This is a genomic window from Muricoccus roseus, from assembly GCF_900141905.1.
Taxonomy (GTDB): domain Bacteria; phylum Pseudomonadota; class Alphaproteobacteria; order Acetobacterales; family Acetobacteraceae; genus Roseomonas; species Roseomonas rosea.
Window position 1 is genome coordinate 78,255 of record NZ_FQZF01000002.1, and the last position, 24,218, is coordinate 102,472.

Consider the following 24,218-nt stretch of genomic DNA (forward strand, 5'->3'; position numbering starts at 1 on the left):
GTCGGATTGCTTGTGCGGGGCCACCGGGTCAGGGCGCCTCGGCTTCTGGAAAGGCGACCTGGAGCGAGCGGAGGGTATGGGCGCGCATCAGCGCCTCCGCCCCCTCCCCATCGCCCGCTTCGATACGGGCGAGGATGGCGGCATGCTCCTCCAGCGCCTGGTCGCGCTGCTCGCGCGCAGCCAGCACGCGGCTGCGGCTGATGTGGTGATAGGCCTGCAGGGCACGGAGCGTACGGACGAGCAGGGCGTTGCCGGTCATCGCATGCAACGCGATGTGGAAGGCGTCATTCGCCTCGGCCAGCCGCTCGGGGTCGTCCTGCTCGGTCGCGGCGCGGATGGCTTCCAGCCGGGCACGGAGCGCGGCCAGGACCTCGGGCGAGGATTGCCGGGCGACGAGGCTGGCCGCCACGCCCTCCAGCGCCGCGCGGATCCGGCCCATCTCGATCAGCCGTGCCCGGTCCAGCGCGGCGACGAAGGTGCCGCTGCGCGGGCGGCTCTCGACCATGCCCTCGCCCTCCAGCCGCCGCAGCGCCTCCCGGATGGGCTGGGCGGAGATGGCCAGGGCGGCGGCCAGGCTGCGCTCGGAAAGCTTGCGGCCCGCCGGCAGGGTGCCGTCGACGATCGCCTCCCGCAGCCGCTCATAGGCGCGGTCCGCCAGGGAGGGCGTGTCGTCGGTCACGAGCGGGGCCAGGGGGTGGGGCACCCCGAGACGCTATTGCAGTTTAGCAGACACCCGCAAGCTGGGCTCAGGCCGCGGCGGCGGGAAGGCGCATCCAGGCCGGGATCACGGGGCGCAGAACCGCCTCCCCACAGGTCAGGGCCGGCGCGCGCGCGGCCTCCATTCGCAGCAGGGCCAGGCCGAGTCCCTCCTGTCCCGAGCGCATCTCGCCGACCACGGCGCCATCGCGCGTCACCGGGGTGTCGCGCGGGGGCAGGGGGCCCTCCACGGAAACGGGCACCAGCCGGCGCTTCAGCAGGCCACGATAGCGGGTGCGGGCGGTCAGCTCCTGGCCCATGTAGCAGCCCTTCTCCCAGGCAATGCCGTGCAGCTCGTCGAAGCCGGCTTCCAACAGCACGGATTTGTCCCGGTCCAGGTCGCGCACCCCGTCCGGCAGGCCGAGCGCCAGCCGGTGGCGATCATAGGCCGCCGGGTCGCCTTCCAGCGCGGCGCCGTAGACGCGCCATCCCGCCGTCTCCAGCCGCGGATCCTGCCGGGCCAGGCTGGCGAGAGGCGGCTCCTCCCCCCACACGGCGCCCACCGGCACCTCGCCGGAGCGGTCGGTGAGGGTGACCTTGGAGCGGAGGCGGAAGCGGGAGAGGCGCTCCACCACCATCGGCGCATCGGCCCGCGGCAAATCCAGGAAGATCGCCTCCGGGGTGAGCGCCGGCGCGTCGAAGGCCAGGAAGTCGCTGATCCACTTGCCCTGGGGGGAGAGCAGGGCCGCCCAGGCCATGCCGGTGCCGAGGGCGGTCACGTCATTGGAGACAAGGCCCTGGAGGAAGCTGGCCCGGTCAGGGCCGGAGACCTCGACAAGGCCGCGATCGGGGAGGGGGGCGCTGGGCATGGTGGGGAGATCGGGGGCGCGTTGCCCCGCTGCAAGCGGCACCCGCGAAACCGGTGGGTGGCCCTATCCCACCCTCCCCGTGCTACACAGCGCCCGCCCATGCGGATCCTCTTCGTCACCTCCACGCGGATCGGCGACGCCGTGCTCTCCACCGGCCTGCTGGACCACCTGCTGCGCACCTATCCCGGGGCGCGGATCACGGTCGCCTGCGGCCCGGCGGCGGAGGGCGTCTTCGCCCGCATGCCCGGGCGGGAGAGGACCATCGTGGTCGCCAAGCGGCCGCTTTCGCTCCACTGGCTCGACCTCTGGGCCCAGGTGGCGAGGAGCTTCTGGGACCTGGTGGTGGACCTGCGCGGCTCCGCGCTCGGCTGGCTGGTGCCCACGCGGCGGCGCGTGGTGATGCGGGGCGGGCGGCGGCCGGGCCACCGTCTCGGGCACATCGCAGGGGTGCTGCGGCTGGATCCGCCGCCCCGGCCCGTCGCCTGGTTCGCGCCGGAGGACACCGCACGCGTCAGCGCCCTGCTGGGGGACGCGCCGGGAGTGGGGCGGCCCCTGCTCCTGCTCGGCCCCACGGCGAACTGGGCGGGCAAGGTTTGGCCGGCGGAGCGCTTCGTGGCCTTGGCCCAGGCGCTGACCGCCCCCGGCGCGCCGCTCGAAGGGGCCCGCCCCGTGCTGCTGGGCGGCCCGGGGGAGACCGAGCGCGCCATGGCCGCTCCCGTGGTCGCCGCCCTGCCGGAGGCGCTGGACTTGGTGGGGGCGCTGACCTTGCCCGAGGCCGCGGCGCTCCTCGCGCGCGGGCGGCTCTTCATCGGCAATGATTCCGGGCTGATGCATCTCTCCGCCGCGACCGGCGCGCCGACCCTCGGCCTGTTCGGCCCCACCCCAGCCGGGGAATACGCGCCGGTCGGCCTCGCGGCCCGGGCCGTGACGGCCGCGGACGGGACGATGGAGTGCCTGTCGGTCGAGGAGGCCCTGGACGCGGCCCGGGCCCTGCTTCCCGCGCCGGTGGCCGCATGAACCGCATCTCCGCCCTGGTCGTCGCCCGGAACGAGGAGGAGCGGCTTCCGGGCTGCCTCGCGAGCCTGGCGCCCGCCGACGAGATCGTGGTGGTGCTCGACCGCAGCATGGATGGCAGCGCGGCCATCGCCCGCGCGCAGGCGCACAGGCTGCTCGAGGGCGGCTGGGCGCTGGAGGGCGAGCGCCGCAATGCCGGGATTGAGGCCTGCACGGGCGACTGGATCCTGGAGGTGGATGCCGACGAGCAGGTGCCGCCCGCGCTCTGGGCCGAGATCCGCCGCATCACCGCCTCGTCCCCCCACGCCTTCCATCGCGTGCGCATCGACAACTATGTGGGGCAGCGGCTGATCCTGGGAGGCTGGGCCGGCAGCTTCGGCACGACGCTGAAGCCCATCCTGTTCCGGCGCGGTGCCAAGCGCTGGCGGCCGCAGCGCGTCCATCCCGGCCTGGACTGGACGGGCAGCGAGGGCGAGCGGATCACCGCCCATGGCATCCACCATGCGCTGGACCGCGACATCTCCGACATGCTGCGACGGCTCGACCGCTATTCCAGCGCCAAGGCGGCGGACATGCTGGCCGAGGGCCGGATCGGCTCGCTCCCCGACAACCTGCGCCGCTTCGTCAGCCGCTTCTTCAAGTCGCTCATCGGCAGGGGGGGCTGGCGGGAAGGCGGATGGGGCGTGCTGCTCGCCTTCTGCACCGGACTCTTCCCCCTTCTCTCCCATCTGAAGGCCCGGCTGGAGCCGGAGAAGCACCGGCCGGGATGAGGATCGCGAACATCATGGCCGGCGCCCCGATGGGTGGCGCCGAGACCTTCTTCGAGCGGATCTCCATCGCGCTGCAGGGCGCGGGCGACGAGGTGCTGCCCGTGATCCGCCGTGATGCCGCGCGCGCCGCGCGGCTCCGGGCGGGCGGGCTGCAGCCGGTGGAACTCGGCTTCGGCGGGCTGCTGGACGTGCTGACGGCACCCCGGCTGGACAAGGTGCTGCGCGACTTCCGGCCGGACCTGGCCATGGCGTGGATGAACCGCGCCGCGCGCTTCGCCCATCCCGGCAGCTGGGTGCTGGTGGGGCGGCTTGGCGGCTATTACGACCTTTCCTATTATCGCCGCTGCGACCACCTGGTGGCGAACACGAAGGACCTCGTGCGCTGGATCGTCGGCCAGGGCTGGGACGCGGCGCGGGTCCACCACCTGCCGAACTTCGCCCCGGATTTCTCCGGCCTGGAGCCGGCGGAACTGCCCGCGCCCGGGGGCGCCGTGAAGCTGCTCGCCATGGGGCGGCTGCATCCGAACAAGGGCTTCGACACGCTCATCCGCGCCCTGGCCGCCGTGCCGCAGGCGCATCTCTCCATTGCGGGGGAGGGGCCGGAGCGTGCGGCGCTCGAGGGCCTGGCCCATTCGCTGCGGGTACAGGACCGGGTCGCCTTCCTCGGCTGGCGCCAGGACACCGGGGCGCTGCTGGCGGGCTGCGATCTCTTCATCCTCTCCTCCCGCCATGAACCACTGGGGAATGTGGTGCTGGAAGCCTTCTCGGCGGGCGTGCCCGTGATCGCCACGGCCACGCCGGGGCCGCAGGAGCTGATCGCGGACGGCGAATCCGGGCTGATCGTGCCCATCGACGATCCGGCCTCCCTGGCCCATGCGATCGGCGACCTGATCGCCGATCCGGACCGCGCGGCCGCGCTGGCGGAGGCGGGGCGGGCGGCCTTCGAGGCGCATCATGCCGAGGGGCCGGTGCTGGCGCGCTGGCGCGCGCTGCTGCCGACATTGCGGCCGCAGAAGACGGGGCGCTAGGCCATGTGCGGGATCGCGGGAATCGCCCTCGGCGCCGGACGAGCGCCGGATCTCTCGGTGCTGGACCGGATGACCCGGGCCCTGGCTCATCGGGGGCCGGATGGGCACGGGCACCATGTGTCGGGCCCGGTGGCGCTTTCGCACACGCGGCTGGCGATCATCGATCTCGAAGGCGGGGACCAGCCGCTCTTCGCCGGGCCCGCGGCGCTGATCGGCAATGGCGAGGTGTACAACTATCGCGAGCTGCGCACGGACAATGCGCTGATCTGCTCCACCGGGTCGGATTGCGAGCCGCCGCTGCATCTCTGGCGGCGCGACGGGTTGGACTTCACCCGGTCGCTACGCGGCATGTATGCCATCGCGATCCATGACCGCGCGGCGCGGCGCGTGGTGCTGGCGCGCGACCCCTTCGGCATCAAGCCGCTGTACACGGCGCCCGTGCCGGGCGGCGTCGCCTTCGCCTCGGAACCCGCGGCCCTGCTCGCGACCGGGCTGGTCCAGCCCCGCATCCGCGCCGAGGCGCGGGAGGAGCTGCTGCAGCTCCAGTTCACCACCGGCGCCGAGACGATCTTCGAGGGCATCCGCCGCCTGCTGCCCGGCGAGGCGGTGGTGCTGGGCGAGGGCGCCGTGCTGGAGCGGGCGCGCCGGCCCGCCCTTCCCGAGGGAGGGCCGGAGCCCATCACCGAGGAGGCCGCGCTGGAACGCTTCGGCTCCGCCTTCCGCGAGAGCGTGGATCTGCACCAGCGGAGCGACGTGCCCTACGGCATGTTCCTCTCCGGCGGCACGGACAGCGCCGCGGTGCTGGCGATGATGGCGCGCCTGAACGACCGGCCCGTTCTCGCCTACACCGCCGGCTTCGACGTCCCCAACTCCCAGAAGGGAGGCGCGGCGGATGAGCGCGAGCGCGCCGCGCATGTCGCGAAGGCGGCGGGTGCGCGGCACGAGACGATCACGGTGGCCGAGGCCGAGGTATGGCGGCACTTGCCGGAGATCGTGGCCTGCATGGACGACCCGGCGGCCGACTACGCCATCATCCCCACCTGGTTCCTCGCCCGCCGCGCGCGGCAGGAGGTGAAGGTGGTGCTCTCCGGCGAGGGCGGGGACGAGCTGCTGGCCGGCTATGGCCGGCACCGCAGCGCCATGCGGCCCTGGTGGATGGGGGGCAAGGCCATGCGCGCGCATGGCGCCTTCGACCGGCTGGACGTGCTGCGCGAGGCGCCGCGCGCCTGGCGCGACGGTATCGCCGCCGCCGAAGCGGCCGCCGCCACCCCGGGCCGCACGCGCCTGCAGGCCGCCCAGGCGCTCGACGTCGCCGACTGGCTGCCCAACGACCTGCTGACGAAGCTCGACCGCTGCCTGATGGCCCATGGCGTCGAAGGCCGCGTGCCCTTCCTGGATGAAGGCGTGGCCCGCGCCTGCTGGCGCCTGCCGGACGCGATGAAGGTGCGGGACGGGCGCGGCAAGTGGCTGCTGCGGCAGTGGCTGGCGCGGGAGTTCCCGGCTTCCGATCCCTTCGCGAAGAAGCAGGGCTTCACCGTGCCCGTCGGCGCCTGGATCGCGGGGGCGGCGGAGCGGCTGGCGCCGCTGGTGGCCGCCCAGCCGGGTGTGGCGGAAATCGTGCGGCCTGACCGCGTCCTGCCGCTGTTCCGTGCCGCCGCGGGCAAGCGGGAGGGCTTTGCGGCCTGGAACCTGCTCTTCTGGGCGCTGTGGCATGCCCGCCATGTGGAGGGGCGGCGCATGCAGGGCGACGTGTTCGAGGCGCTGGCCGCCCGATAGCGGGAAGGCACCGGAGGCAGGCTCTCATCGGCGCAAGGTGAAGGCGCCGGTGGCTGTGCATCCACCGGGGGCGCGCTACCCTCTCCTCCGAAAATGAAGAGAGAGGAAGCACGATCCATGGAGGTCAACCGGCGCGCCCTGCTAGGCGCCATGGCGCTTGCCCCGCTTCTGCCCCGCTCCGTCCACGCCCAGGAGGCCGCCCTGACCCCGATCCTCTTCGTGCATGGCAATGGCGACCATTCGGCGCTGTGGATGACCACGCTGTGGCGGTTCGAGAGCAATGGCTGGCCGCGCGAGCGGCTCCGGGCGCTGGACTTCACCAACCCCTTGGCGCGGGACGACGACGCGGTGGCCCAGCCGCTCCGCTCCTCCTCGGAGGAGGCCTGGTACGAGCTGGCTTCGGAGGTCGCGGCGCTCCGGCAGCGGACAGGCGCGGCGCGCGTGGCGCTGGTGGGCAACTCGCGCGGCGGATACCCCATCCGCAACCATGTGCAGCTGCATGGGGGCGGGGCCGAGGTGTCCCATGCCGTGACCTGCGGCACGCCGAACAACGGAATCTACGATTGGGATTCGAACCGGAATCGCGAGTTCAACGCGCGTTCCGACCTGCTCCGCCGGCTGAATGGCGGGGAGAGCCAGGTGGTGCCGGGCACCGCCTTCCTGACGCTGCGCTCGGACAGCAATGACCTCTACGCACAGCCCGACGGCCGCTATGCCGGCCGCCCGGGCGCGCCGACGGGCGTTGGCCATGACAGCCCCGAGCTGCGGGGCGCGACCAACCTCGTGCTGCCCGGCGTGGATCACCGCGAGACCGCCTATTCCGCCCGCGCCTTCCGCGAGATGTTCCGCTTCATCGCAGGGCGGGAGCCAGAGCGGCTGGACGTGGTGCCGGAGGAGCGGCCCGTGCTGAACGGCCGCGTGACCGGCACGCCCGGCGGCGTGCAGACCAACCGCCCCGTCACCGGGGCCATGGTGGAGGTGTACCGCCTGCACCCGAACACCGGCGAGCGCATGGGCGGCCCGATCCACGCGAAGATCACGGGCGAGGACGGGCAATGGGGACCGCTGACGGTTGGCCCGAACTGGTTGCTGGAATTCGTGGTGGCGGCGCCGGATCATCCCATCACCCATTCCTACCGAAACCCCTTCCTCCGCTCCTCCGATGTCGTGAACCTGCGCCCGGCGGCACCGCCCGCCGCAGCGGACCGAGCGGCGGGCGCCGTGATCCGGTTCAACCGCCCGCGCGGCTATTTCGGCATCCCGCGCGACGTGGTGCTTCTGGACGGGAAGGAGCCCACGGACATGCCGCGCGGCGTGGCGGCAGGCGCGACCGCCGTGGCACGGCTGCCGGCTTCCGAAACCGGCCGCCCGGTGCTGGGCGTGTTCAACGAGGAGCGGATCGTCGCCCGTGCCTGGCCGCTTTCCGAGAACCGGATCACGGTGGCTGAACTGACCTGGTGAGGGGGGCGCTGTCCCGGGGAGAGGAAGAAGGAATTCTTCCTCTCCCCGGACCCGTCGAAGGCAGTGCCTTCGACCCATCATCTTTTTCTTCGAGTTTGGAATCACGGGGCTGACGGTGCGCCTCGGGTCACCGACCCGAGGCGACTGCAAAGGCAGAATCAGCCTCCTGCAACGAGAGACCCCATCGATCCGGGGTATCCACGGCAGTCAGACGGGGTTCCAAGGGCCTCAGGCCCTTGGCGGGTTGAGGGCGGAACCCTCGGACGGCGCTACTCCGCCGCCCGCACCCGCAGGCTTCGCGCCGCCGCCACCATATTCGCGATGGCCGGTCGCACCTCCGACCAGCCACGGGTCTTCAGCCCGCAGTCCGGGTTCACCCAGAGCCGTTCGGCCGGGATGCGCTGTGCCGCCACTTGCAGCAGGTTCCGCATTTCCTCGGCGTCCGGCACGCGCGGGGCGTGGATGTCCCACACGCCCGGCCCGATCTCATTGGGGTAGGCGAATTCGGCGAAGGCTTCGAGCAGTTCCATGCGGGACCGCGCGGTCTCGATGGAGATGACATCCGCATCCATGTCGGCGATGGAGCCGATGATGTCGTTGAACTCCGAGTAGCACATGTGGGTGTGGATCTGCGTCCTGTCCTGCACCGCGCTAGCCGCGATGCGGAAGCATTCCACGGCGTCGCGCAGATAGGCCGCGCGGTCGGCGGCGCGCAGCGGCAGGCCCTCGCGGATGGCGGGCTCGTCGATCTGCACGGCGGCGATGCCCGCGGCTTCCAGATCCGCCACCTCGTCGCGCAGCGCATAGGCAAGCTGGCGGCGGACGGTGGCGGCGGGCACGTCGTCGCGCACGAAGGCCCATTGCATCATCGTCACCGGCCCCGTCAGCATGCCCTTCATCGGAAGCGCGGTGAGCGACTGCGCATAGGCGCTCCAGCGCACCGTCATCGGTGCGGGGCGGGAGACGTCGCCGAAGATCACCGGCGGCTTGACGCAGCGCGAGCCATAGGACTGCACCCAGCCGTTCCGCGTGAAGGCGTAGCCTTCCAGGAATTCCGCGAAGTGCTCCACCATGTCGTTCCGCTCGAACTCGCCATGCACGAGCATGTCGATGCCGGCTTCTTCCTGCCAGCGGACCGATTCCTCGATTTGCGCTCGCAGGTAGGCCTCGTATTCCTCCTGTGTCGTCTCGCCGCGCTTGCGGGCGGCGCGGGCGGCGCGCACCTCCGCGGTCTGCGGGAAGGAGCCGATGGTGGTGGTGGGGAAGGCGGGCAGGTTCAGCCTGGCCCGCTGCGCCGCCTGGCGCGCGGGGAAGGGGGAGGCGCGGCGTGCATCCTCCGGGGTGCCGGCGGCCAGCCGCGCCGCCACGGCCGGGTCGTTCAGGCGCGGCGAGGCGCGGCGCGATTCCTGGGCGGCGTCACTCTCCGCCAGGGCGGCCTCGATAGCAGGGGCGCCCTCGCGCAGGCCCCTGGCGAGAATAGCCACCTCCTCGAGCTTCTGCCTCGCGAAAGCCATCCATCCCCGCAGTTCCGGGTCCAGCGCGGTCTCACCCTCCAGGTCAATCGGGCTGTGCAGCAGGGAGCAGGAGGGGGCCACCATCAGCGTCTCGGCCCGCCGCTCGCTCGCGGCCTCGCGCAGGAGGGCGAAGGCGGCGCGCAGATCGGTGCGCCAGACATTGCGCCCGTTCACGAGGCCCAGTGACAGGGCCAGGCGCGGCGGCGCCTTGGCGAGGGCGGGAGCGAGCTGTTCCGGAGCGCGGACGAGGTCGAGATGGAGCCCGTGCACCGGCAGGGCGAGGGCGAGGTCCAGGTTCTCCCGCAACCCGCCGAAATAGGTGGTCAGCATGAGCGAGAGCGGCGCGGCGATGCCGGACAGCGTGTCATAGGCGGTGGCGAAGGCGCGGCGGGCCTTGTCGCTGAGGTCCAGCACCAGGCAGGGCTCGTCCATCTGCACCCAGCGCGCCCCGGCGGCGGCGAGGCGCTTCAGCGTCTCGGCATAGACGGGCAGCAGGCCGGGCAGCAGGTCCAGAGCGTCGCCCCCTTCCTCCGCCATCTTCGACAGCAGCAGGAAGGAGACCGGCCCGAGGAGGACCGGCCGGGCAGGGAAGCCCGCGCGCGTCGCCGCCTCATAGGCCTCCACCGCCGGGAAGCCCGTGGCGGCGAAGTCCTGCCCGCGGCGCAGGATGGGGACGAGATAGTGGTAGTTCGTGTCGAACCACTTCGTCATCTCGAGCGCCGGCGCGCCCTTGGCGGGATGGGCATGCGCATGGCCATGGGCGCAGGCTTCCGCCGTGCCGCGCTCGCCGCGCGCCAGGGTGAAGTAGGTCTCTAGCGAGACGGGCCCGCCCTTTTGCCAGCCATAGCCATCGGGGATGGCGCCGACCGCGCAGGCCGTGTCCAGCACATGGTCGTAGAGGGAGAAGTCGTTCACCGGGACGCGTTCGATTCCGGCGTCGCGTTGCAGCGCCCAATGGCGCTGGCGGAGCATCTTCGCCGTGGCACGCAGGTCGGATTCAGGGGTCTTTCCGGCCCAGAAGGATTCGAGCGCGGATTTCAGCTCCCGCTTCAGGCCGATGCGGGGAAAGCCGAGATTGGTGGCGGTCATGATTCGTCGTCCGTTCGGGTAAGACGGCGCTCGGCGCAGCGGGCGAGGATGGCGCGGCGCGCGGCGTCATCGGCCGATGGCCAGGCGGCGATCTCGTCGATGGTGCGAAGGCAGCCGAGGCACAGCCCGTCCCCATTCAGCGTGCAGAGCCGCACGCAGGGAGAGGGAAGGGCGCCCGCCGGAGCGTCCGTCATGGGGTTCAGCGGCGCGGAGTGGGCGGGAACGGACGGGGTGGCGGAGGGTCGCCGGAGGGGATGACGCGCATGGTTCTTCTCCACCGGACGCACCCCGCGCCGGTTGAAAGGGGTTGCCGCGCCGGCAGGTCTCCTGGCTCGCGGGTCCTTGCCGCACGCCCTGCCTTCCCGGGTTTCCCCAGTGGCCCCGCCCCTTTCGGGGCGGATGGGCGCGCGGCTCGCCGCTGACAGTTGCGGGGGCAGCCGCCGACTTGGCCTGGTGTTGGGCACCTGACCGCACGGCGTTCCCTTTTCACCCGCTCGCGCGGGACCGACGCGGCATAAGGATATCTTTAAGTCTCATCGGTCTGGCAAGCCCCTTTCGGCGCCCGGCCCGATTGACCGCCCCCGGAGAGGGCGCCAAACGGGAACGCCTTCAGCCCGGAGATGCCCCATGGCGAGCTACGACCTGATTCTGCGCGGCGGCACGGTGGTGCTGCCCTGGGGCGAGACCCGGGCCGATGTCGCCGTCCGCGCCGGAAAGATCGCCACCATCGGCGACCTCCGCACCGCCGAGGCGGGGGAGGTGATCGATTGCACCGGGCTGCATGTCCTGCCCGGGCTGATCGACCCCCATGTGCATCTGCGCGACCCCGGCGACCCGGCGGTGGAGACCATGGGCACGGGCACCAAGGGCGCCGTGCTGGGCGGGCTGACCGCCGTGTTCGACATGCCGAACACCCAGCCTTCCATCACCTCCGCGGAGCAGCTGGGCTGGAAACGCGGGCATATCCGCGAGACGGCCTATTGCGATGTCGGCATGTATGTCGGCGGCGCGCGCAGCAATGTGGGCGAGCTGGGCACGCTGGAGCGCGAGCCGAATGTCTGCGCCATCAAGGTCTTCGCCGGCTCCTCCACCGGGGACCTGATGATCGAGGATGACGAGACGCTGGAGCGCGTGATGCGCAACGGCGGCCGCCGCATCGCCTACCATTCCGAGGACGAGTACCGGCTGCAGGCGCGGAAGCCGATGTTCGCGCAGGGCGGCCCGCACAAGCTGCATGCGGAATGGCGCGACGTGGAATGCGCGTTCCTCGGCACGCGTCGCCTGATGGCGCTGGCGCGCAAGACGAACCGCCCCGCGCACATCCTCCATGTCTCCACGGCCGAGGAGCTGGAGTACATGAAGGACTTCCGCGACGTCGGCACGGTGGAGGTGCTGCTGAACCACCTCACCCAATGGGCGCCGGATGCCTATGACGCGCTGGGCGGCTACGCCGTGATGAACCCGCCGATCCGCGACCGGCGCCATTACGAGGCGGCCTGGGCCGCCGTGGCGGATGGGACGGTGGATACGGTGGGAAGCGACCACGCGCCGCATTCCAAGGCCGCGAAGGAACGCCCCTGGCCCGCCACCGCCGCTGGACTGACCGGCGTGCAGACCATCGTGCCGCTGATGCTGAACCATGTCTCCGAAGGGCGGCTCTCGCTGTCCCGCCTGGCGGAGCTGATGGGAGCCGGCCCTGCCCGCGTCTATGGCGCCATCGGCAAGGGCCGGATCGCGGCCGGCTATGATGCCGACTTCACGGTGGTGGACATGGGCAAGACCCGCGCCATCGAGGCCGATTGGCTCGTCTCCCCCTGTGGCTGGAGCCCCTTCATCGGCACGCGGTGCCAGGGCTGGCCCGTGATGACCGTGCTGCGCGGCCGCGCGGTGATGCGGGAGGACGAGGTGATCGGCACGCCGGGCGGCGAGCCTGTGCGATTCGAGGGCACGCGGGCAGCCTAAATCAACCGCTCCGGCCAGGGCTGGGCCGGCGCTGCGGGCCTGGCATCGCCGGCGTCGCGCGGCGGCGGGGTGCCCGGGACCGGCCCGGTCCAGCAATCCACCGCGCCCAGGCTGCGGGTGCAGCGGGGCTCGGGCGCCGGCTCGGGCTCGGCCCGGCAATACCGCTCCCCGGCATCGAGATAGGCGATGGAGCAGTCCCGCCCGGAGACGCCGGAGACCACGAGGTCGGGCACCGCCCGGCCCGTGAGCATCAGCGACACCCCGTTCGCCGCGGCGATCGGCACCACCGCCTCGCAGCCCGGGAGGGCCGCCAGGAGGAACGGGAGGAGGAGGGCCGGGGACCGCATGGGGGCATGGAACGCGCCCTGGGCTTAACGCCTCGTGACGGTCCCGCTATACCCCGGCCCCGACTGCCCATCCGGTGGCCCCGGGTTGACCGAGGGGGCCCATCAACGGGGAAGGAACCCGCTTGCCCGATATTTTCGACGAGGTGCAGGAGGATCTGCGCGCCGAGCGCGCCCGGCAGCTCGGGATGCGCTATGGCGGCGCGGCGGCCGCCCTGGCCCTGGTGGCCGTCCTCGGTGTGGCCGGGTGGCAGGGCTGGCGCTGGTACCAGACCCGCGAAGCCGAGGCCGCCGCGAATGCGTTCCTCGTCGTCCACCGGGAGACGGAGCAGCAGGGCGCCGACCTGAAGGCCGCCGCCGCCCGCTTCGACGACATCGCCACCCGCGCGCCGGACGGCTACCGCACCCTGGCCCGGCTGCGCGCCGCGGCCCTGAAATCTGAGACCGGCGACCTGCCCGGCGCCCTGGCCGAATGGGACGCCGTCTCGAACGACCGGGGGGCCGACCCCCTCTATCGCGACCTCGCCAGCCTCAACTGGGTGCTGCACGGGCTGGACAGCCAGGACCCGGCGCTGCTCGCCGCGCGGGTCACGCCGCTGGCCGCCGAAGGCAGCCCCTGGCGCGCCTCCGCGCGCGAGTTGCAGGCGCTCGTCGCCATCCGCCAGGGCAACGCGGCCGAGGCACGGCGTATTCTGCAGGGGCTGACCGCCGATTCGGCCGCCCCCCAGGCGCTGCGTGACCGTGCCACGCGCGTTCTGGCGCAGCTTCCCAACGCCTGAGAGGATCCGCGACGCGATGACGAACCCCTCCCGCCGCGCCCTTCTGCTGGGTGGCGCGGCCATGGCCCTCGCGGGCTGCGAGACGATCGACAGCATCTTCGGCGAGAGCAAGACGCCGCTGCCCGGCGAGCGCCTGCCCGTGATCCAGGCGGACCGGGAGGTCTCGGTCGATCCCGCCCTGGCCGGCCGCCCGGTGGCGCTGCCCCCGCCCACCGCCCTGGCCGAATGGCCGCAGGCCGGCGGCAACCTGGCGCATGACCCAGGCCATGCCTCGGCCGGCGAGTCCCTCCGGGAGGCCTGGCGGGCCAGCATCGGCACCGGCTCCTCCTATCGCCGCCGCATCACCGCCGGCCCGGTCCTGGCGAATGGCACGGTCTTCGCGGCCGATGCCTATGGCACCGTCTCGGCCTTCGATGCCCAGTCCGGCGGCCGCCGCTGGAGCCGGGAGACCACCCCGGAGAAGGACGATGTGGGCGCGGTCGGCGCCGGCCTCGCCTTGGCGGATGGCGTCGTCTACGTGGCCACCGGCATGGCCGAGGTGCTCGCCCTGGACCCCGGCACGGGCGAGGTGCGCTGGCGCGCCCCGGTTCCCGCTCCCACCCGCGGCGGCATCACCGTCTCGGCTGGCCGCATCTTCGTGCCGACCGTCGAGAACCAGCTGATCGCCCTGTCCACCGAGGACGGCCGCCGACTCTGGACCTATCGCGGCACGCCGGTCTCGGCCGTGCCGCTGGGTCTGCCGGCCCCGGCCATCGAGGGCGAGACGGTGGTGGCCGGCTTCCCCTCGGGCGAACTGGCCGCGCTGCGCGCCACGGATGGGCGCGTGGTCTGGACCGAGAGCCTTTCGGCCGGCGGCCAGGCGGCGCGGCGCGGTGGCCTCGCGGAACTCGCGGGCGTGGCCGGGCTTCCGGTGATCAGCGATGGCCGGGTGATCGCGGTCGGCCAGGCCGGCACGGCGCTGATGGTGGACCTGCGCTCCGGCCGGCGCCTGTGGGAGCGCGATGTCGGCAGCGCCCGCTCCCCCGCCGTGGCCGGGGACTGGATTTTCGTGGTCACGCCTGAGAACCAACTCGTCGCCATGGGCCGGGCCGATGGGCGCGTGCGCTGGCTGACGCTGCTGGACGAGCGTTCCGCCCGCGACCGCCGCCGCAACCCGGCCAGTTTCGGTGGGCCGCTGGTGGTCGGCGGGCGCATCCTCGTGCCCTCTTCGCTGGGAGAGGCGATCCTGGTGGATCCGGCCGAGGGCGGCATCGCCGGCCGCGTCCGCCTGCCCGGCGGCGTGACCCTGCCGGCGATCGCGGTGGGCGGGGCGGTCTACCTCGTCACCGATGACGGGACGCTGGTGGCCCTGCGCTAGGGGCCGCCCGGCGCGGCGGCCGGCCGCCGCGCCTGACTGATTCACTTGACCCCCGGGCGCGGGCGGTGCTCTTGCGCCCCATGCTTCCCCGTATCGCCGTCATGGGCCGCCCCAATGTGGGCAAGTCCACCCTCTTCAACCGCCTCGCCGGGCGGCGGATCGCCCTGGTGGACGACACGCCCGGCGTTACCCGTGATCGCAAGGAAACGGTGGCGCGGATCGCCGGCCGGGACGTGTTGCTGATCGACACCGCCGGCCTCGAAGAGGCGGCGCCCGACACGATCCCTGGGCGCATGCGGGCCAGTTCGGAGGCCGCGTTGCGGGCGGCCGATCTCGTCCTGTTCGTCGTGGATGTGCGCGCGGGCCTCACCCCCTCGGACCGGTCCTTCGCCCAGTGGCTGCGGCGTCATGGCAAGCCGGTGCTGCTGCTGGCCAACAAGGCGGAGGGCCGCCAGGGCGCCGCCAACGCGCTGGAGGCCTATGAGCTCGGCCTGGGCGCCCCCTTGCTGGTCTCGGCCGAGCATGGCGACGGCATGGGCGAGCTGCATGACGAGATCCGCGAATTGCTGCCGCCCCTCCCGCCCGAGGAGGAGGAGGAAGCGGACGACCCGAACCGTCCCCTGCGACTGGCCATCGTCGGCCGCCCGAATGCGGGAAAGTCCACCCTCCTGAACGCCCTGCTGGGCGAGGAGCGGATGATCACCGGTCCCGAGCCGGGCCTGACCCGCGATTCGGTGGCGGTGCAATGGACGGACGAGACCGGCAAGCCGGTGCGGCTGGTGGATACCGCCGGGCTGCGCCGCCGGGCCCGCATCACCCAGGCGCTGGAGCAGATGTCCACCGCCGCGACCATCGCCGCCCTGAAGGAATGCGAGGTGGCGGTGCTGGTGGTGGATGCGGTGCAGGGCATGGACGAGCAGGACCTGCGCATCGCCCGCCTGGCGGAGCGCGAAGGCCGTGCCGTGGTGATCGCCTTCAACAAATGGGACGCGGTGGAGGACCGCAACGCCGCCCGCCGGCGGCTTGAGGACGTGTTGACGGCCTCCCTCGCGCAGCTCCGCGGCGTCTTCGTCGTGCCGCTTTCCGCGGCCACGGGCCGCGGCGTGGAACGGCTGATGCCCACGGTGCGAGAAGCCTATGAGATCTGGAACCGCCGCGCCCCGACCGGGGCGCTGAACCGCTGGTTCGAGAGGGCGCTGGAGCGGCACGCCCCGCCGCTGGTGGAGGGCAAGCGGCTGAAGCTGCGCTACGTCACCATGCCGAAGGCCCGCCCGCCGACGCTGGCCATCTTCGGCACGCGCGCCGAGATGATGCCGGAGGACTACCGGCGCTACCTCGTGAACTCCTTCCGCGAGGCCTTCGACATGCCGGGCGTGCCTGTCCGGATCAACCTGCGCGGCACCGAGAACCCCTACGCCGAAGGGGAGGGCTGAGGGGCCAGGCGGGGCGCGGCGTTTCGGCCTGCCCCATCCGGCGGGTTGAGCCGGTCACGGCGGCATGGACTAGATTCCGCCCTGCTGCTGCAAGACCGTCCGGAGCCCCGATGCCTCGCTTTCTCGAACGCCTCTTCCGCCGCGCCGATGCCGATGCGCAGGCGCATGAGGCGCTCCTGCGCCGGGTCGCGGAGATGGACAATGCCCTGATTCGGCGCGCCCTGGTTGCCGAGGAGCGGCTCGATCGCATCTCCCGGCGGATGGAGGAGATCGTCGCCTATTTCGCGCAGCGGTCCCATCCCATTCACTACACCCACGCCAACTACCTCGGCGACCACACGGCTCTGACGCTGCTGCACGGGCATTACATGCTCTTCGTGGACACGCGTGGAATCGACGTGGCGCCGCATCTCATGGTGCATGGCGTGTGGGAGACCGCCTACACGACGGTCTTCCAGCGCCTGATCAAGCCCGGCGCGACGGTGCTCGATATCGGAACGAACTTCGGGGTCTACGCGATCCTGGGAGCGGCCTCGGGCGGCCGGATCCATGCCTTTGATCCGAACCCGCGCCTATGCCAGCTCGTCCGCCGGTCCGCCGCCGTGAATGGCTTCACCGAACGGCTGACGGTGCATGAGGCCGCGGTGGGGGATGTGGATGGCGAGGCGATGGTCGCCATGAGCGATGACTGGCCGGGCGGCGGGCATATGGTCGCGCCCGGCTCTCAGGAGGCCGGCACGCTCTGCAAGGTCCTCACCATCGACGGATTCTTCCCCGATCCCGGGCTCCGCGCGGAGGTGATCAAGATCGATGTGGAGGGCAACGAGGGGCGTGCCTTGCTGGGCATGCAGGCGCTGCTCGCCCGCTCCCCCGAGGTGAAGATCATGATGGAATTCGCGCCCGCCATGCTCGCCTCTCAGGGGGTCGGGCCCGAGAGGGTCGTCGGGCTCCTGCACGGGCTTGGCTTTTCCTTCTGGGAGATCGGAACCGATTCCCGCCTCACCCGGCTGGATCATGCCAAGCTGGCCGAGGAGCGGGACCACACGATCCGCAACATCCTCGTCTCCAGGCAGGCGCCGTAGGGCGCCCGCTCAGGCCGCCCCGCTCAGGCCGCCCGCACCACCTCTCCGCTGCGCGCCTCTTCCGGCCGGCAAAGCGCCGCGATCCGGGGCGCCACATCGGCCGGCTGAGCGATGCTCATCGGGTCCTCGCCCGGCATCGCCGTGCCGCGCAGGCGGGTGTTCACCGGGCCGGGGTCGAAGAGGTTCACCCGCAGGGGCGAGGTCCCGACCTCGGCGGCCCAGGTGGCGGTCAGGTGCTCCAGCCCCGCCTTGGTCGCGCCATAGGCGCCCCAATAAGGCCGGGGATCACGCGCCCGGTCCGTGGTGAGGATCACGGCGCGGCCGGAATCCGAGGCGCGGAGCGGTGGGTCCAGGGTGCGGATGAGCCGCCAGGCGGCCGTGAGGTTCACCGCCACCACCTCGGCCCAGTCACGCGGGGTGATGTGGGCCACGGGGGTGAGGGTGCCGAGCGCGCCCGCCGCATGGACGAGGATGTCCAGTCGCCCGAAGCGCTCCACGATGGAGGGGCCGAGCGGGTCGAGCTTGTCCACGTCCCGCGCGAGGTCGAAGGGCAGGAGGGTCGCGCTGCCGCCGAGGGCGCGGATGGCGTCATCCGTCTCCTCCAACCCGCCCTGGCTGCGGGCGATCAGCACGCAATGCGCGCCCAGACGGGCCAGCTCGATGGCGGTGGCGGCGCCGATGCCGCGGGAGGCGCCGGTGACGAGGGCGACGCGGCCCTGAAGCGGCTTGCTCATACGCCGTTCAGCGCCAGCAGGGCGGGGCGGCGCTCCGCATGGCCCTCGAGGTCGGTCAGCGGAATGGCGTAGTCCCCCGTGAAGCAGGCATCGCAATAGCCCGGGTCCTTCGCATCCCGGCCCTTGCGGCCGAGGGCGCGGTAGAGGCCGTCCAGCGAGATGAAGGCCAAGCTGTCCGCCCCGATGATGCGCGCCATCTCGGCCACGTCGTGCTTGGCGGCCAGCAGCTTGTCCCGTTCCGGTGTGTCGATACCGTAGAAGCAGGAATGGGTCGTCGGTGGGGAGGAGATGCGCATATGCACCTCCTTGGCGCCGGCCTGGCGGACCATTTCCACGATCTTCTTCGAGGTGGTGCCGCGGACGATCGAATCGTCCACCAGGATCACCCGCTTGCCCTGGAGCATGGCCCGGTTGGCCGAATGCTTCAGCTTCACGCCCAGGTGGCGGATGGTGTCGGTCGGCTCGATGAAGGTGCGGCCGACATAGTGGTTGCGGATGATGCCGAGCTCGAAGGGGATTCCGGCCTCGGTGGCGTAGCCCATGGCCGAGGGGACGCCGGAATCCGGCACCGGCACCACGACATCGGCATCCACCCCGCTCTCGCGCGCCAGCTCCAGCCCGATGCGCTTGCGCGTCTCGTAGACCGGCGTGCCCTCCACGACCGAGTCGGGGCGGGCGAAATAGACGTATTCGAAGATGCAGAAGCGGCTGGACGTATGGGCGAAGGGCTTCACGCTGCGCACGCCGTCATGGTCGATGATGACGATCTCGCCCGGCTCGACGTCGCGCACGAATTCGGCGCCCACGATGTCCAGCGCGCAGGTCTCGCTGGCCAGCACCCAGGACTTGCCCTCGCCCCCCAGGCGCCCCAGCACCAGCGGCCGGACGCCCAGGGGGTCCCGCACGCCGATCAGCGCGCCGTCATGCAGGGCGACGAGGGAATAGGCCCCGTCCACCTGCTTCAGCGCATCGATCAGCCGGTCCAGCACCGTCGCGTAGAGGGAGATGGCGATGAGGTGGACGAAGACCTCCGAATCCGTGGAGGACTGGAAGAGGCAGCCGCGGCGCACCAGGGAATGGCGGAGGGCCAGGGCGTTGGTGAGATTGCCGTTATGCGCCACGGCGAAACCGCCGAAGGCGAAATCGGCATAGAGGGGCTGCACGTTGCGCAGCGCCGTCTCGCCGGCCGTGGCATAGCGGTTGTGGCCCACCGCCGCGCGGCCGGGCAGCATGGCCATCACCCGCGCATCGCCGAAGATGTCGCCGACCAGCCCCAGCCCCTTATGGCTGCGGAAGCCCTTCTCCCCGAGGGAGACAATGCCCGAGGCCTCCTGGCCCCGGTGCTGCAGCGCGTGCAGGCCGAGCGCCGTGAGCGCCGCCGCATCCGGTGCATTCCACACGCCGAAGACGCCGCATTCCTCGTGGAAGGCGTCGTCCGCGTCGTCGCCCGCGGGCTGGAACGGGTGGGTGGTCAGTTCCGTCATGGGGTCAGATCCGGTTGCGCGCGGGAGGGCGCAACAGCTCCTCGGCGGTGGGGGCCCGGCCGCTGGGCGGATCGGGCAGGCGGGGGCGGTACTGGGCGGGAAGCTGTTCGTTCAGCCAGGCGGCGCCATCGGCGATCAGGGGCATGAACCGGGCCTCACGCACGGGGGCCGGCCAGAGCTCCATGTTCGGGATGAAGGCACCGGCTGCGATATAGGCAACCAGGATCACCACGACACCCCGGCCCAGGCCGAAGACCACGCCCAGGGCCCGGTCCACCCCGCCGAGGACGGAGTTCCGCACTGCCCCGGCCACCAGCGCGATGATGATCTTCAGGATGATCAGGGTGACGATGAAGACCGCGGCCAGGGCGGCGACATCGGCGATCCAGGGCGCGGCGGCCATCCAATCCGCCGGGAAGAGCCCGACGAAGAGGCCGCGCGTGCCGTTCAGCATGTAGAAGGCGAAGAGCAGGGCGCCCACCCAGGCGCCAACGCCCAATACCTCGCGGACGAGGCCGCGCATGTAGCCGATGGCGCCGGAGACGGCGACCACGGCGAGGAAGACGGCATCGACCCAGGTCATTGGGCGGCGGATATAGCGATGCTGCGGCGCGGCGTCACGCTTTGGCGACCCCGGGTGCTGCGGGGGAGGCATGTTGCTGGGCCATGGGGTGTCCTCCACGCCACGGCGGCGCCCCCTCCGGCACCCGGCTGCGGGTGCGCCGGCGGGCCATCCTCACTCCGCCTCGACCTCCTCGGGCCTGGCCTTCTCCTTCCCGGCCCCCTTCTCCGGCCTTGGCCGGGAGCCGGCGGCGAAGGGCGCCACGAGATCGGCGAGGTGGCCGGTCTCGCTTAGCCGCAGCCCATCCGGCGCGGAGAGGCCGCGCCCGCCGCGGGCGACGCGGCGGGGGAGGGTGGCGGCCGCGAAGCCGAGCTTCGCGGCCTCGCGCAGGCGAAGCTCGGTCTGGGCAACCTGGCGGATCTCGCCGGAAAGGCCGACCTCGCCGAAGAAGACCATGTCGGGCGGGCAGGGCCGGTCGGTCGCGGCGCTGAGCAGGGCCGCGGCCACGGCCAGATCGGCGGCGGGTTCGTTGATGCGCAGCCCGCCGGCGATGTTCAGGTACACGTCGTTCATGCCGAGGGTCATGCGGCAGCGGCTTTCCAGGACCGCGAGCAGCATGGCGAGGCGCCCGGCATCCCAGCCCACCACCTGCCGCCGCGGGCTGCCGCCGGCCGAGGGTGAGAGCAGGGCCTGGATTTCCACCAGCACGGGGCGGGTGCCCTCGAGCCCCGCGAAGACCGCCGAGCCCGAGACGTTGCCCCGGCGCTCCGCGAGGAAGAGGGCGGAGGGGTTAGTGACCTCCGCCAGGCCGGCCTCGGTCATCTCGAAGACGCCGATCTCGTCGGTGGCGCCGAACCGGTTCTTGGTGGCGCGCATGATGCGGAATTGGTGGCCGCGATCGCCTTCGAAATAGAGGGTGGCGTCCACCATGTGCTCCAGCACGCGGGGGCCGGCCAGCGTCCCCTCCTTGGTCACGTGCCCGACCAGCACCAGGGCGAAGCCCTTGGCCTTGGCCAGCCGCCCGAGCTCGGCGGCGCAGGCGCGCACCTGGCTGACGGTGCCGGGGGCGGAATCGAGGCTGTCGAGCCAGACGGTCTGGATGGAGTCCATGATCACCAGCCCGGCGTCACGCTCCTCCTCCAGGCTGGCCAGGATGTCGCGGAGCGAGGTGGCGGCGGCGAGGCCGAGCGGGGCGCTGGAGACGCCGAGGCGAAGGGCGCGGAGCCGCACCTGCTCGATCGCCTCCTCACCCGAGATGTAGAGCGTGCGCTTGCCTGATTCGGCCACACGGGCCGCCGCCTGGAGGAGGATGGTGGACTTGCCGATGCCGGGGTCGCCGCCGACCAGCACCACGGAGCCCGGCACGAAGCCCCCGCCCAGCACGCGGTCCAGCTCCTCGATGCCGGTGCGGGTGCGGGCGGGCGGGGCGGAATGGCCCTTCAGCGCCACGAATTCCACCTTCCGGCCACCGACGGCGGTCTTGGAAGGACCGGGCGCGCGGGCCTCCACCACCTCCTCCGCCAGGGTATTCCATTCTCCACAGCCCTCGCACTTGCCCTGCCATTTCGGGTGGACGGTGCCGCAGGACTGGCAGACGAAGCGGTGGGTCGGTTTGGCCAAGGGATGCCCGATCAGGAACGAAACGTGGACATCGCTGATGTAGCGCGGGGAGGGGGCTGTTCCTAGTGCGAAGCGCGTCCTGTCTTCTCGCGGGCCGGGCCGCCAGCCCTGGGCAGCTTCCGTGCCGGGCCGGCATGCCGCCCCAGCCTGGAGAGGCGGCACCGTTCACTCTCCGAAAAAGACGGCCGGTGTAGGATGGCGGCGCGGGCGATCGGCCCGCGACCCAGGATCAGCAGATGCCGCATATCTTCGAAACCCGGTGGTTCCGACGCCACTGGGGCTATGTCGTCACGGAGCAGTCCTCCAAGGGCCAGGCCCATTGGGCCACCTACTAGCCGAACTGGAACAAGATCGACGAGGTGATGAACGCACTCCTGGCCGAGATCGGCCGCGACGAATGGGAGATCAAGAGCGTCATCCCGCTCACCTCCAGTCGGACCTATGTGGAGGGGCTGATCAACAACCACGGCATGTTTCAGAATACCTGGGGGGCCGGATACGGCTACGGGGCACCCTATGCCGAAGGCGTGGTGCTGATCTGCCAGCGTCGGGTCGAGCTGACCGAGGCGGAACATGCGGAGTGGCGCGCGGCCAAGGAGGCCAAGGCCCGCCAGGCTGCTGAGGAGAAGGCGGCGGCCCAGCGGGCGGAGGAGCGCAAGTCCGCCGCGAAGGCGATCCGGGACACGCCCATCGAGAATGTCTCGGGCGGCCTCTTCGCCCGGGCGCGCTATCGCTTCGACGGGGTGGAGTATGACGAGAACGCCGCGGCCATGGCCGCGCGAGAGGAGAAGGCCCGGCGGGCGGAAGAAGGCGCCTAGCTCCGGCCTCGGGGGGCGCCGAGGTCAGGCGCCGGGCGGAGATTCCGGCTGACCAACAGGACGCCCGCCACGCAGGGGCAGGGGTGGGGACGGCGCCGGCGCAGATCTGCGCCGAGGTGCTGGGCGTGCCCTATGCGCGCATCCGCGGCGGGCCACGCGATCGTCCCCGGGCCTGAGCAGGGAAGGGGCGGTGCCGCCGGGTTCTGTGGGCGGGGCTGCCAGCCTATGCTCCGGCCATGGGTCAGGAAGGGTGCGGCACGGCATGAGCAGGGACAGATCCGGCGCCACGCCGCGCACCGGCCACGGCCCCGCCCTCGCCTCCGCCCGGCGCATCTGGGGGATGATGTACCGCCATCTCGCCCTGTTCCGCCGTTCCTGGCCGCGGGTGCTGGAGCTGATGTACTGGCCGGTCCTCCAGATGATCGTCTGGGGCTTCGTCACGGCCTATGTCGCGGGGGTGCAGGGAAACACTGCCAGCCTTTTCGCCGGCGCACTGCTCGGTGGGGTGCTGCTTTGGGAGGTGGCGCTGCGCAGCCAGATGGGCTTCGCCATCTCCTTCCTCGAGGAGATCTGGTCGCGCAACCTCGGCCATGTCTTCGTCTCTCCCCTGCGCCCATGGGAACTGGTGGCAGCGCTGGTCGGGATGAGCGCCATCCGAATGTTCACGGGCGTGTTGCCGGCCGTGGGGCTCGCCTGGCTGCTCTACGGCTTCGGCCTCTTTGCGATGGGGCCGGTCGTCGTGCTCTTCTTCGCCGCGCTGATGATCATGGGCTGGGCGGTCGCGCTCGGCGTCACCAGCCTCATCCTGCGCCATGGCGCGGGGGCGGAGGCCCTGGCTTGGTCGGTGCTGTTCGGCCTCACGCCTTTCGCGGCGGTGTTCTACCCCGTCTCCGTCCTCCCGGCCTGGCTGCAGCCCCTGGCACTGCTCACCCCGGCCGCGCATGTGTTCGAGGGCATGCGCGCGGCCCTGCTGGAGGGGCGCATCGCCTGGGGGCATCTCGGCTGGGCCTTCGCGCTGGACCTCGTCTGGCTGGGCGCCATGGCCGCCCTGTTCATGAACCAGTTCCGCCGGGCGCGGGAGCGTGGGGCCCTGCTGAGCATCGGGGAATAGGCAGGGCCGCGCCGGCGGGATAAGAGCCCCCATGCCGGAAACGACCCGAATCTTCCTCATCCGCCACGCCCTGGTGGAGGCCTCCGCGCGCCTCACCGCCTATGGGGCGAAGGATGTCGCGCTCTGCGAGGAGACGCTGGGGCGGGAGCGGCCCGCCCATGCCTGGCTCGCGCGGCGCATCCCGCTCGCCTCCCGGTGGTATTGCACACCGCTGGCGCGCACCCGGGCGACCGCCATGGCCATCTTCGCCGCGGGCTATCCCGAACAGGAGCTGACCGACCTGCCGCATTTCGTGGAGCAGCACCTGGGCGAATGGCAGGGGCTGACGCATGAGGAATTCACCGCCGTCCTGCGCGACCCGCCGCACCCGTTCTGGAACCACGGCGCGGACGAGTGCCCGCCGGGCGGCGAAAGCCTTTCTGATGTGGTGGACCGCGTGGGGCCGACGCTGGAAGCCGTGGCCGATGAGAATGCGGGCGGGGACGCCGTGATCGTGGCCCATGGTGGCTCGATCCGGGCCGCACTGGCTCATGCCTGTAACCTCACGCCCTACCAGGCCCTTCAGTTCAGCGTGAAGAACCTCTCCCTGACCCGGCTGGAGCGGGAGAACGGCCACTGGCGGGTCGGGGCGGTGAATGAGGAGCCGCCCCAGGGCTGACGAGCCATCGCCCTGGCCTCGCCACGATCGAGTCGCTAGTCTCCCCGCCGATTGTCC

The 24,218-nt window shown here is 71.9% G+C and carries 22 protein-coding genes and 1 riboswitch; of the genes, 13 read left to right on the forward strand and 9 right to left on the reverse strand.

Features of this window, described 5'->3' with window-relative positions; translation table 11 throughout:
* Positions 1–28 precede the first annotated feature (28 nt).
* On the reverse strand, positions 29–703 hold the full coding sequence (locus BUB97_RS00390; protein ID WP_086061764.1) for a GntR family transcriptional regulator: 675 nt from the start codon (positions 701–703) through the stop codon (positions 29–31).
* 43 nt (positions 704–746) lie between these two features.
* A complete protein-coding gene (gene ygfZ / locus BUB97_RS00395; RefSeq protein WP_073130086.1) occupies positions 747–1,565 on the reverse strand; it encodes a CAF17-like 4Fe-4S cluster assembly/insertion protein YgfZ in 819 nt (272 codons plus the stop codon).
* A gap of 99 nt (positions 1,566–1,664) precedes the next feature.
* Here ygfZ and BUB97_RS00400 point away from each other — a divergent pair, with 99 nt between their 5' ends.
* From BUB97_RS00400 to BUB97_RS00420, 5 genes are all read left to right on the forward strand, one after another.
* On the forward strand, positions 1,665–2,582 hold the full coding sequence (locus BUB97_RS00400) for a glycosyltransferase family 9 protein (protein WP_073130089.1): 918 nt from the start codon (positions 1,665–1,667) through the stop codon (positions 2,580–2,582).
* Positions 2,579–3,349 carry a glycosyltransferase family 2 protein gene (locus BUB97_RS00405; RefSeq protein WP_073130092.1) on the forward strand — a complete coding sequence of 257 codons (771 nt, stop codon included), beginning with the start codon at positions 2,579–2,581 and terminating at the stop codon, positions 3,347–3,349. Before BUB97_RS00400 ends, BUB97_RS00405 begins: the two co-directional genes overlap by 4 nt.
* A 14-nt stretch (positions 3,350–3,363) precedes the next feature.
* The gene (locus tag BUB97_RS00410; RefSeq protein WP_245818106.1) at positions 3,364–4,377 is read left to right on the forward strand and encodes a glycosyltransferase; all 1,014 of its coding nucleotides are present in this window, start codon (positions 3,364–3,366) and stop codon (positions 4,375–4,377) included.
* Positions 4,378–4,380: 3 nt separating this feature from the next.
* Positions 4,381–6,153, forward strand: coding sequence for an asparagine synthase (glutamine-hydrolyzing) (gene asnB / locus BUB97_RS00415; RefSeq protein WP_073130097.1), 1,773 nt, complete (start codon positions 4,381–4,383; stop codon positions 6,151–6,153).
* A 117-nt stretch (positions 6,154–6,270) separates the two neighbouring features.
* The gene (locus tag BUB97_RS00420) at positions 6,271–7,614 is read left to right on the forward strand and encodes a hydrolase (RefSeq protein WP_073130100.1); all 1,344 of its coding nucleotides are present in this window, start codon (positions 6,271–6,273) and stop codon (positions 7,612–7,614) included.
* A 269-nt stretch (positions 7,615–7,883) separates the two neighbouring features.
* On the opposite strand, the gene metE is transcribed toward BUB97_RS00420, so the two are convergent.
* Both metE and BUB97_RS00430 read right to left on the reverse strand, forming a co-directional pair.
* Positions 7,884–10,220: a 5-methyltetrahydropteroyltriglutamate--homocysteine S-methyltransferase gene (metE, locus tag BUB97_RS00425; protein WP_217659545.1), complete on the reverse strand. Its 2,337-nt coding sequence runs from the start codon at positions 10,218–10,220 to the stop codon at positions 7,884–7,886.
* Entirely contained in the window at positions 10,214–10,411 is a 198-nt protein-coding gene (locus tag BUB97_RS00430) for a DUF1289 domain-containing protein (RefSeq protein WP_073131027.1), read from the reverse strand. The genes metE and BUB97_RS00430 overlap by 7 nt, the downstream gene beginning before the upstream one ends.
* A gap of 106 nt (positions 10,412–10,517) precedes the next feature.
* Positions 10,518–10,741: riboswitch (cobalamin riboswitch) on the reverse strand.
* Between the two features lie 103 nt (positions 10,742–10,844).
* Between BUB97_RS00430 and BUB97_RS00435 the strand changes: the two genes are divergently transcribed.
* Complete coding sequence (locus BUB97_RS00435; RefSeq protein ID WP_073130106.1) at positions 10,845–12,179, forward strand: dihydroorotase; 1,335 nt, start codon at positions 10,845–10,847, stop codon at positions 12,177–12,179.
* Here BUB97_RS00435 and BUB97_RS00440 read toward each other — a convergent pair.
* The gene (locus BUB97_RS00440; RefSeq protein ID WP_073130109.1) at positions 12,176–12,526 is read right to left on the reverse strand and encodes a hypothetical protein; all 351 of its coding nucleotides are present in this window, start codon (positions 12,524–12,526) and stop codon (positions 12,176–12,178) included. The genes BUB97_RS00435 and BUB97_RS00440 overlap by 4 nt on opposite strands.
* Positions 12,527–12,648: 122 nt before the next feature.
* On the opposite strand from BUB97_RS00440, the gene BUB97_RS00445 reads away from it, so the two are divergent.
* From BUB97_RS00445 to BUB97_RS00460, 4 genes are all read left to right on the forward strand, one after another.
* On the forward strand, positions 12,649–13,302 hold the full coding sequence (locus tag BUB97_RS00445; protein ID WP_073130112.1) for a tetratricopeptide repeat protein: 654 nt from the start codon (positions 12,649–12,651) through the stop codon (positions 13,300–13,302).
* Between the two features lie 16 nt (positions 13,303–13,318).
* Entirely contained in the window at positions 13,319–14,659 is a 1,341-nt protein-coding gene (locus BUB97_RS00450) for an outer membrane protein assembly factor BamB family protein (protein ID WP_073130115.1), read from the forward strand.
* An 80-nt stretch (positions 14,660–14,739) separates the two neighbouring features.
* The gene (gene der / locus BUB97_RS00455) at positions 14,740–16,092 is read left to right on the forward strand and encodes a ribosome biogenesis GTPase Der (protein ID WP_073130117.1); all 1,353 of its coding nucleotides are present in this window, start codon (positions 14,740–14,742) and stop codon (positions 16,090–16,092) included.
* Between the two features lie 110 nt (positions 16,093–16,202).
* Positions 16,203–17,174: an FkbM family methyltransferase gene (locus BUB97_RS00460; protein ID WP_073130120.1), complete on the forward strand. Its 972-nt coding sequence runs from the start codon at positions 16,203–16,205 to the stop codon at positions 17,172–17,174.
* Positions 17,175–17,197: 23 nt separating this feature from the next.
* Here the strand turns inward: BUB97_RS00460 and BUB97_RS00465 are convergent, their stop codons facing one another.
* From BUB97_RS00465 to radA, 4 genes are all read right to left on the reverse strand, one after another.
* Positions 17,198–17,908 (reverse strand): SDR family NAD(P)-dependent oxidoreductase, encoded by a 711-nt coding sequence (locus BUB97_RS00465; protein WP_073130122.1) that lies wholly within the window; start codon positions 17,906–17,908, stop codon positions 17,198–17,200.
* Positions 17,905–19,392, reverse strand: coding sequence for an amidophosphoribosyltransferase (purF, locus tag BUB97_RS00470; RefSeq protein ID WP_073130125.1), 1,488 nt, complete (start codon positions 19,390–19,392; stop codon positions 17,905–17,907). The genes BUB97_RS00465 and purF overlap by 4 nt, the downstream gene beginning before the upstream one ends.
* Before the next feature lie 4 nt (positions 19,393–19,396).
* The gene (locus BUB97_RS00475; protein ID WP_073130128.1) at positions 19,397–19,975 is read right to left on the reverse strand and encodes a CvpA family protein; all 579 of its coding nucleotides are present in this window, start codon (positions 19,973–19,975) and stop codon (positions 19,397–19,399) included.
* Positions 19,976–20,128: 153 nt separating this feature from the next.
* Entirely contained in the window at positions 20,129–21,574 is a 1,446-nt protein-coding gene (radA, locus tag BUB97_RS00480; protein WP_073130132.1) for a DNA repair protein RadA, read from the reverse strand.
* A 362-nt stretch (positions 21,575–21,936) separates the two neighbouring features.
* Here radA and BUB97_RS00485 point away from each other — a divergent pair, with 362 nt between their 5' ends.
* From BUB97_RS00485 to BUB97_RS00495, 3 genes are all read left to right on the forward strand, one after another.
* The gene (locus BUB97_RS00485; protein WP_073130135.1) at positions 21,937–22,392 is read left to right on the forward strand and encodes a hypothetical protein; all 456 of its coding nucleotides are present in this window, start codon (positions 21,937–21,939) and stop codon (positions 22,390–22,392) included.
* A gap of 262 nt (positions 22,393–22,654) precedes the next feature.
* Positions 22,655–23,503, forward strand: coding sequence for an ABC transporter permease (locus BUB97_RS00490; RefSeq protein ID WP_073130138.1), 849 nt, complete (start codon positions 22,655–22,657; stop codon positions 23,501–23,503).
* Between the two features lie 31 nt (positions 23,504–23,534).
* The gene (locus BUB97_RS00495; RefSeq protein ID WP_086061765.1) at positions 23,535–24,161 is read left to right on the forward strand and encodes a histidine phosphatase family protein; all 627 of its coding nucleotides are present in this window, start codon (positions 23,535–23,537) and stop codon (positions 24,159–24,161) included.
* The last annotated feature ends 57 nt before the right edge of the window (positions 24,162–24,218 follow it).

Bases quoted from the DNA above. Each gene is read 5' to 3' on its own strand.
- ygfZ (WP_073130086.1), bottom strand. From the start codon at position 1,565: ATGCCCAGCGCCCCCCTCCCCGATCGCGGCCTTGTCGAGGTCTCCGGC.
- BUB97_RS00400 (WP_073130089.1), top strand. From the start codon at position 1,665: ATGCGGATCCTCTTCGTCACCTCCACGCGGATCGGCGACGCCGTGCTC.
- BUB97_RS00405 (WP_073130092.1), top strand. From the start codon at position 2,579: ATGAACCGCATCTCCGCCCTGGTCGTCGCCCGGAACGAGGAGGAGCGG.
- BUB97_RS00410 (WP_245818106.1), top strand. From the start codon at position 3,364: ATGGCCGGCGCCCCGATGGGTGGCGCCGAGACCTTCTTCGAGCGGATC.
- asnB (WP_073130097.1), top strand. From the start codon at position 4,381: ATGTGCGGGATCGCGGGAATCGCCCTCGGCGCCGGACGAGCGCCGGAT.
- BUB97_RS00420 (WP_073130100.1), top strand. From the start codon at position 6,271: ATGGAGGTCAACCGGCGCGCCCTGCTAGGCGCCATGGCGCTTGCCCCG.
- BUB97_RS00430 (WP_073131027.1), bottom strand. From the start codon at position 10,411: ATGACGGACGCTCCGGCGGGCGCCCTTCCCTCTCCCTGCGTGCGGCTC.
- BUB97_RS00435 (WP_073130106.1), top strand. From the start codon at position 10,845: ATGGCGAGCTACGACCTGATTCTGCGCGGCGGCACGGTGGTGCTGCCC.
- BUB97_RS00440 (WP_073130109.1), bottom strand. From the start codon at position 12,526: ATGCGGTCCCCGGCCCTCCTCCTCCCGTTCCTCCTGGCGGCCCTCCCG.
- BUB97_RS00450 (WP_073130115.1), top strand. From the start codon at position 13,319: ATGACGAACCCCTCCCGCCGCGCCCTTCTGCTGGGTGGCGCGGCCATG.
- der (WP_073130117.1), top strand. From the start codon at position 14,740: ATGCTTCCCCGTATCGCCGTCATGGGCCGCCCCAATGTGGGCAAGTCC.
- BUB97_RS00460 (WP_073130120.1), top strand. From the start codon at position 16,203: ATGCCTCGCTTTCTCGAACGCCTCTTCCGCCGCGCCGATGCCGATGCG.
- BUB97_RS00465 (WP_073130122.1), bottom strand. From the start codon at position 17,908: ATGAGCAAGCCGCTTCAGGGCCGCGTCGCCCTCGTCACCGGCGCCTCC.
- purF (WP_073130125.1), bottom strand. From the start codon at position 19,392: ATGACGGAACTGACCACCCACCCGTTCCAGCCCGCGGGCGACGACGCG.
- BUB97_RS00475 (WP_073130128.1), bottom strand. From the start codon at position 19,975: ATGACCTGGGTCGATGCCGTCTTCCTCGCCGTGGTCGCCGTCTCCGGC.
- BUB97_RS00485 (WP_073130135.1), top strand. From the start codon at position 21,937: ATGAACGCACTCCTGGCCGAGATCGGCCGCGACGAATGGGAGATCAAG.
- BUB97_RS00490 (WP_073130138.1), top strand. From the start codon at position 22,655: ATGAGCAGGGACAGATCCGGCGCCACGCCGCGCACCGGCCACGGCCCC.
- BUB97_RS00495 (WP_086061765.1), top strand. From the start codon at position 23,535: ATGCCGGAAACGACCCGAATCTTCCTCATCCGCCACGCCCTGGTGGAG.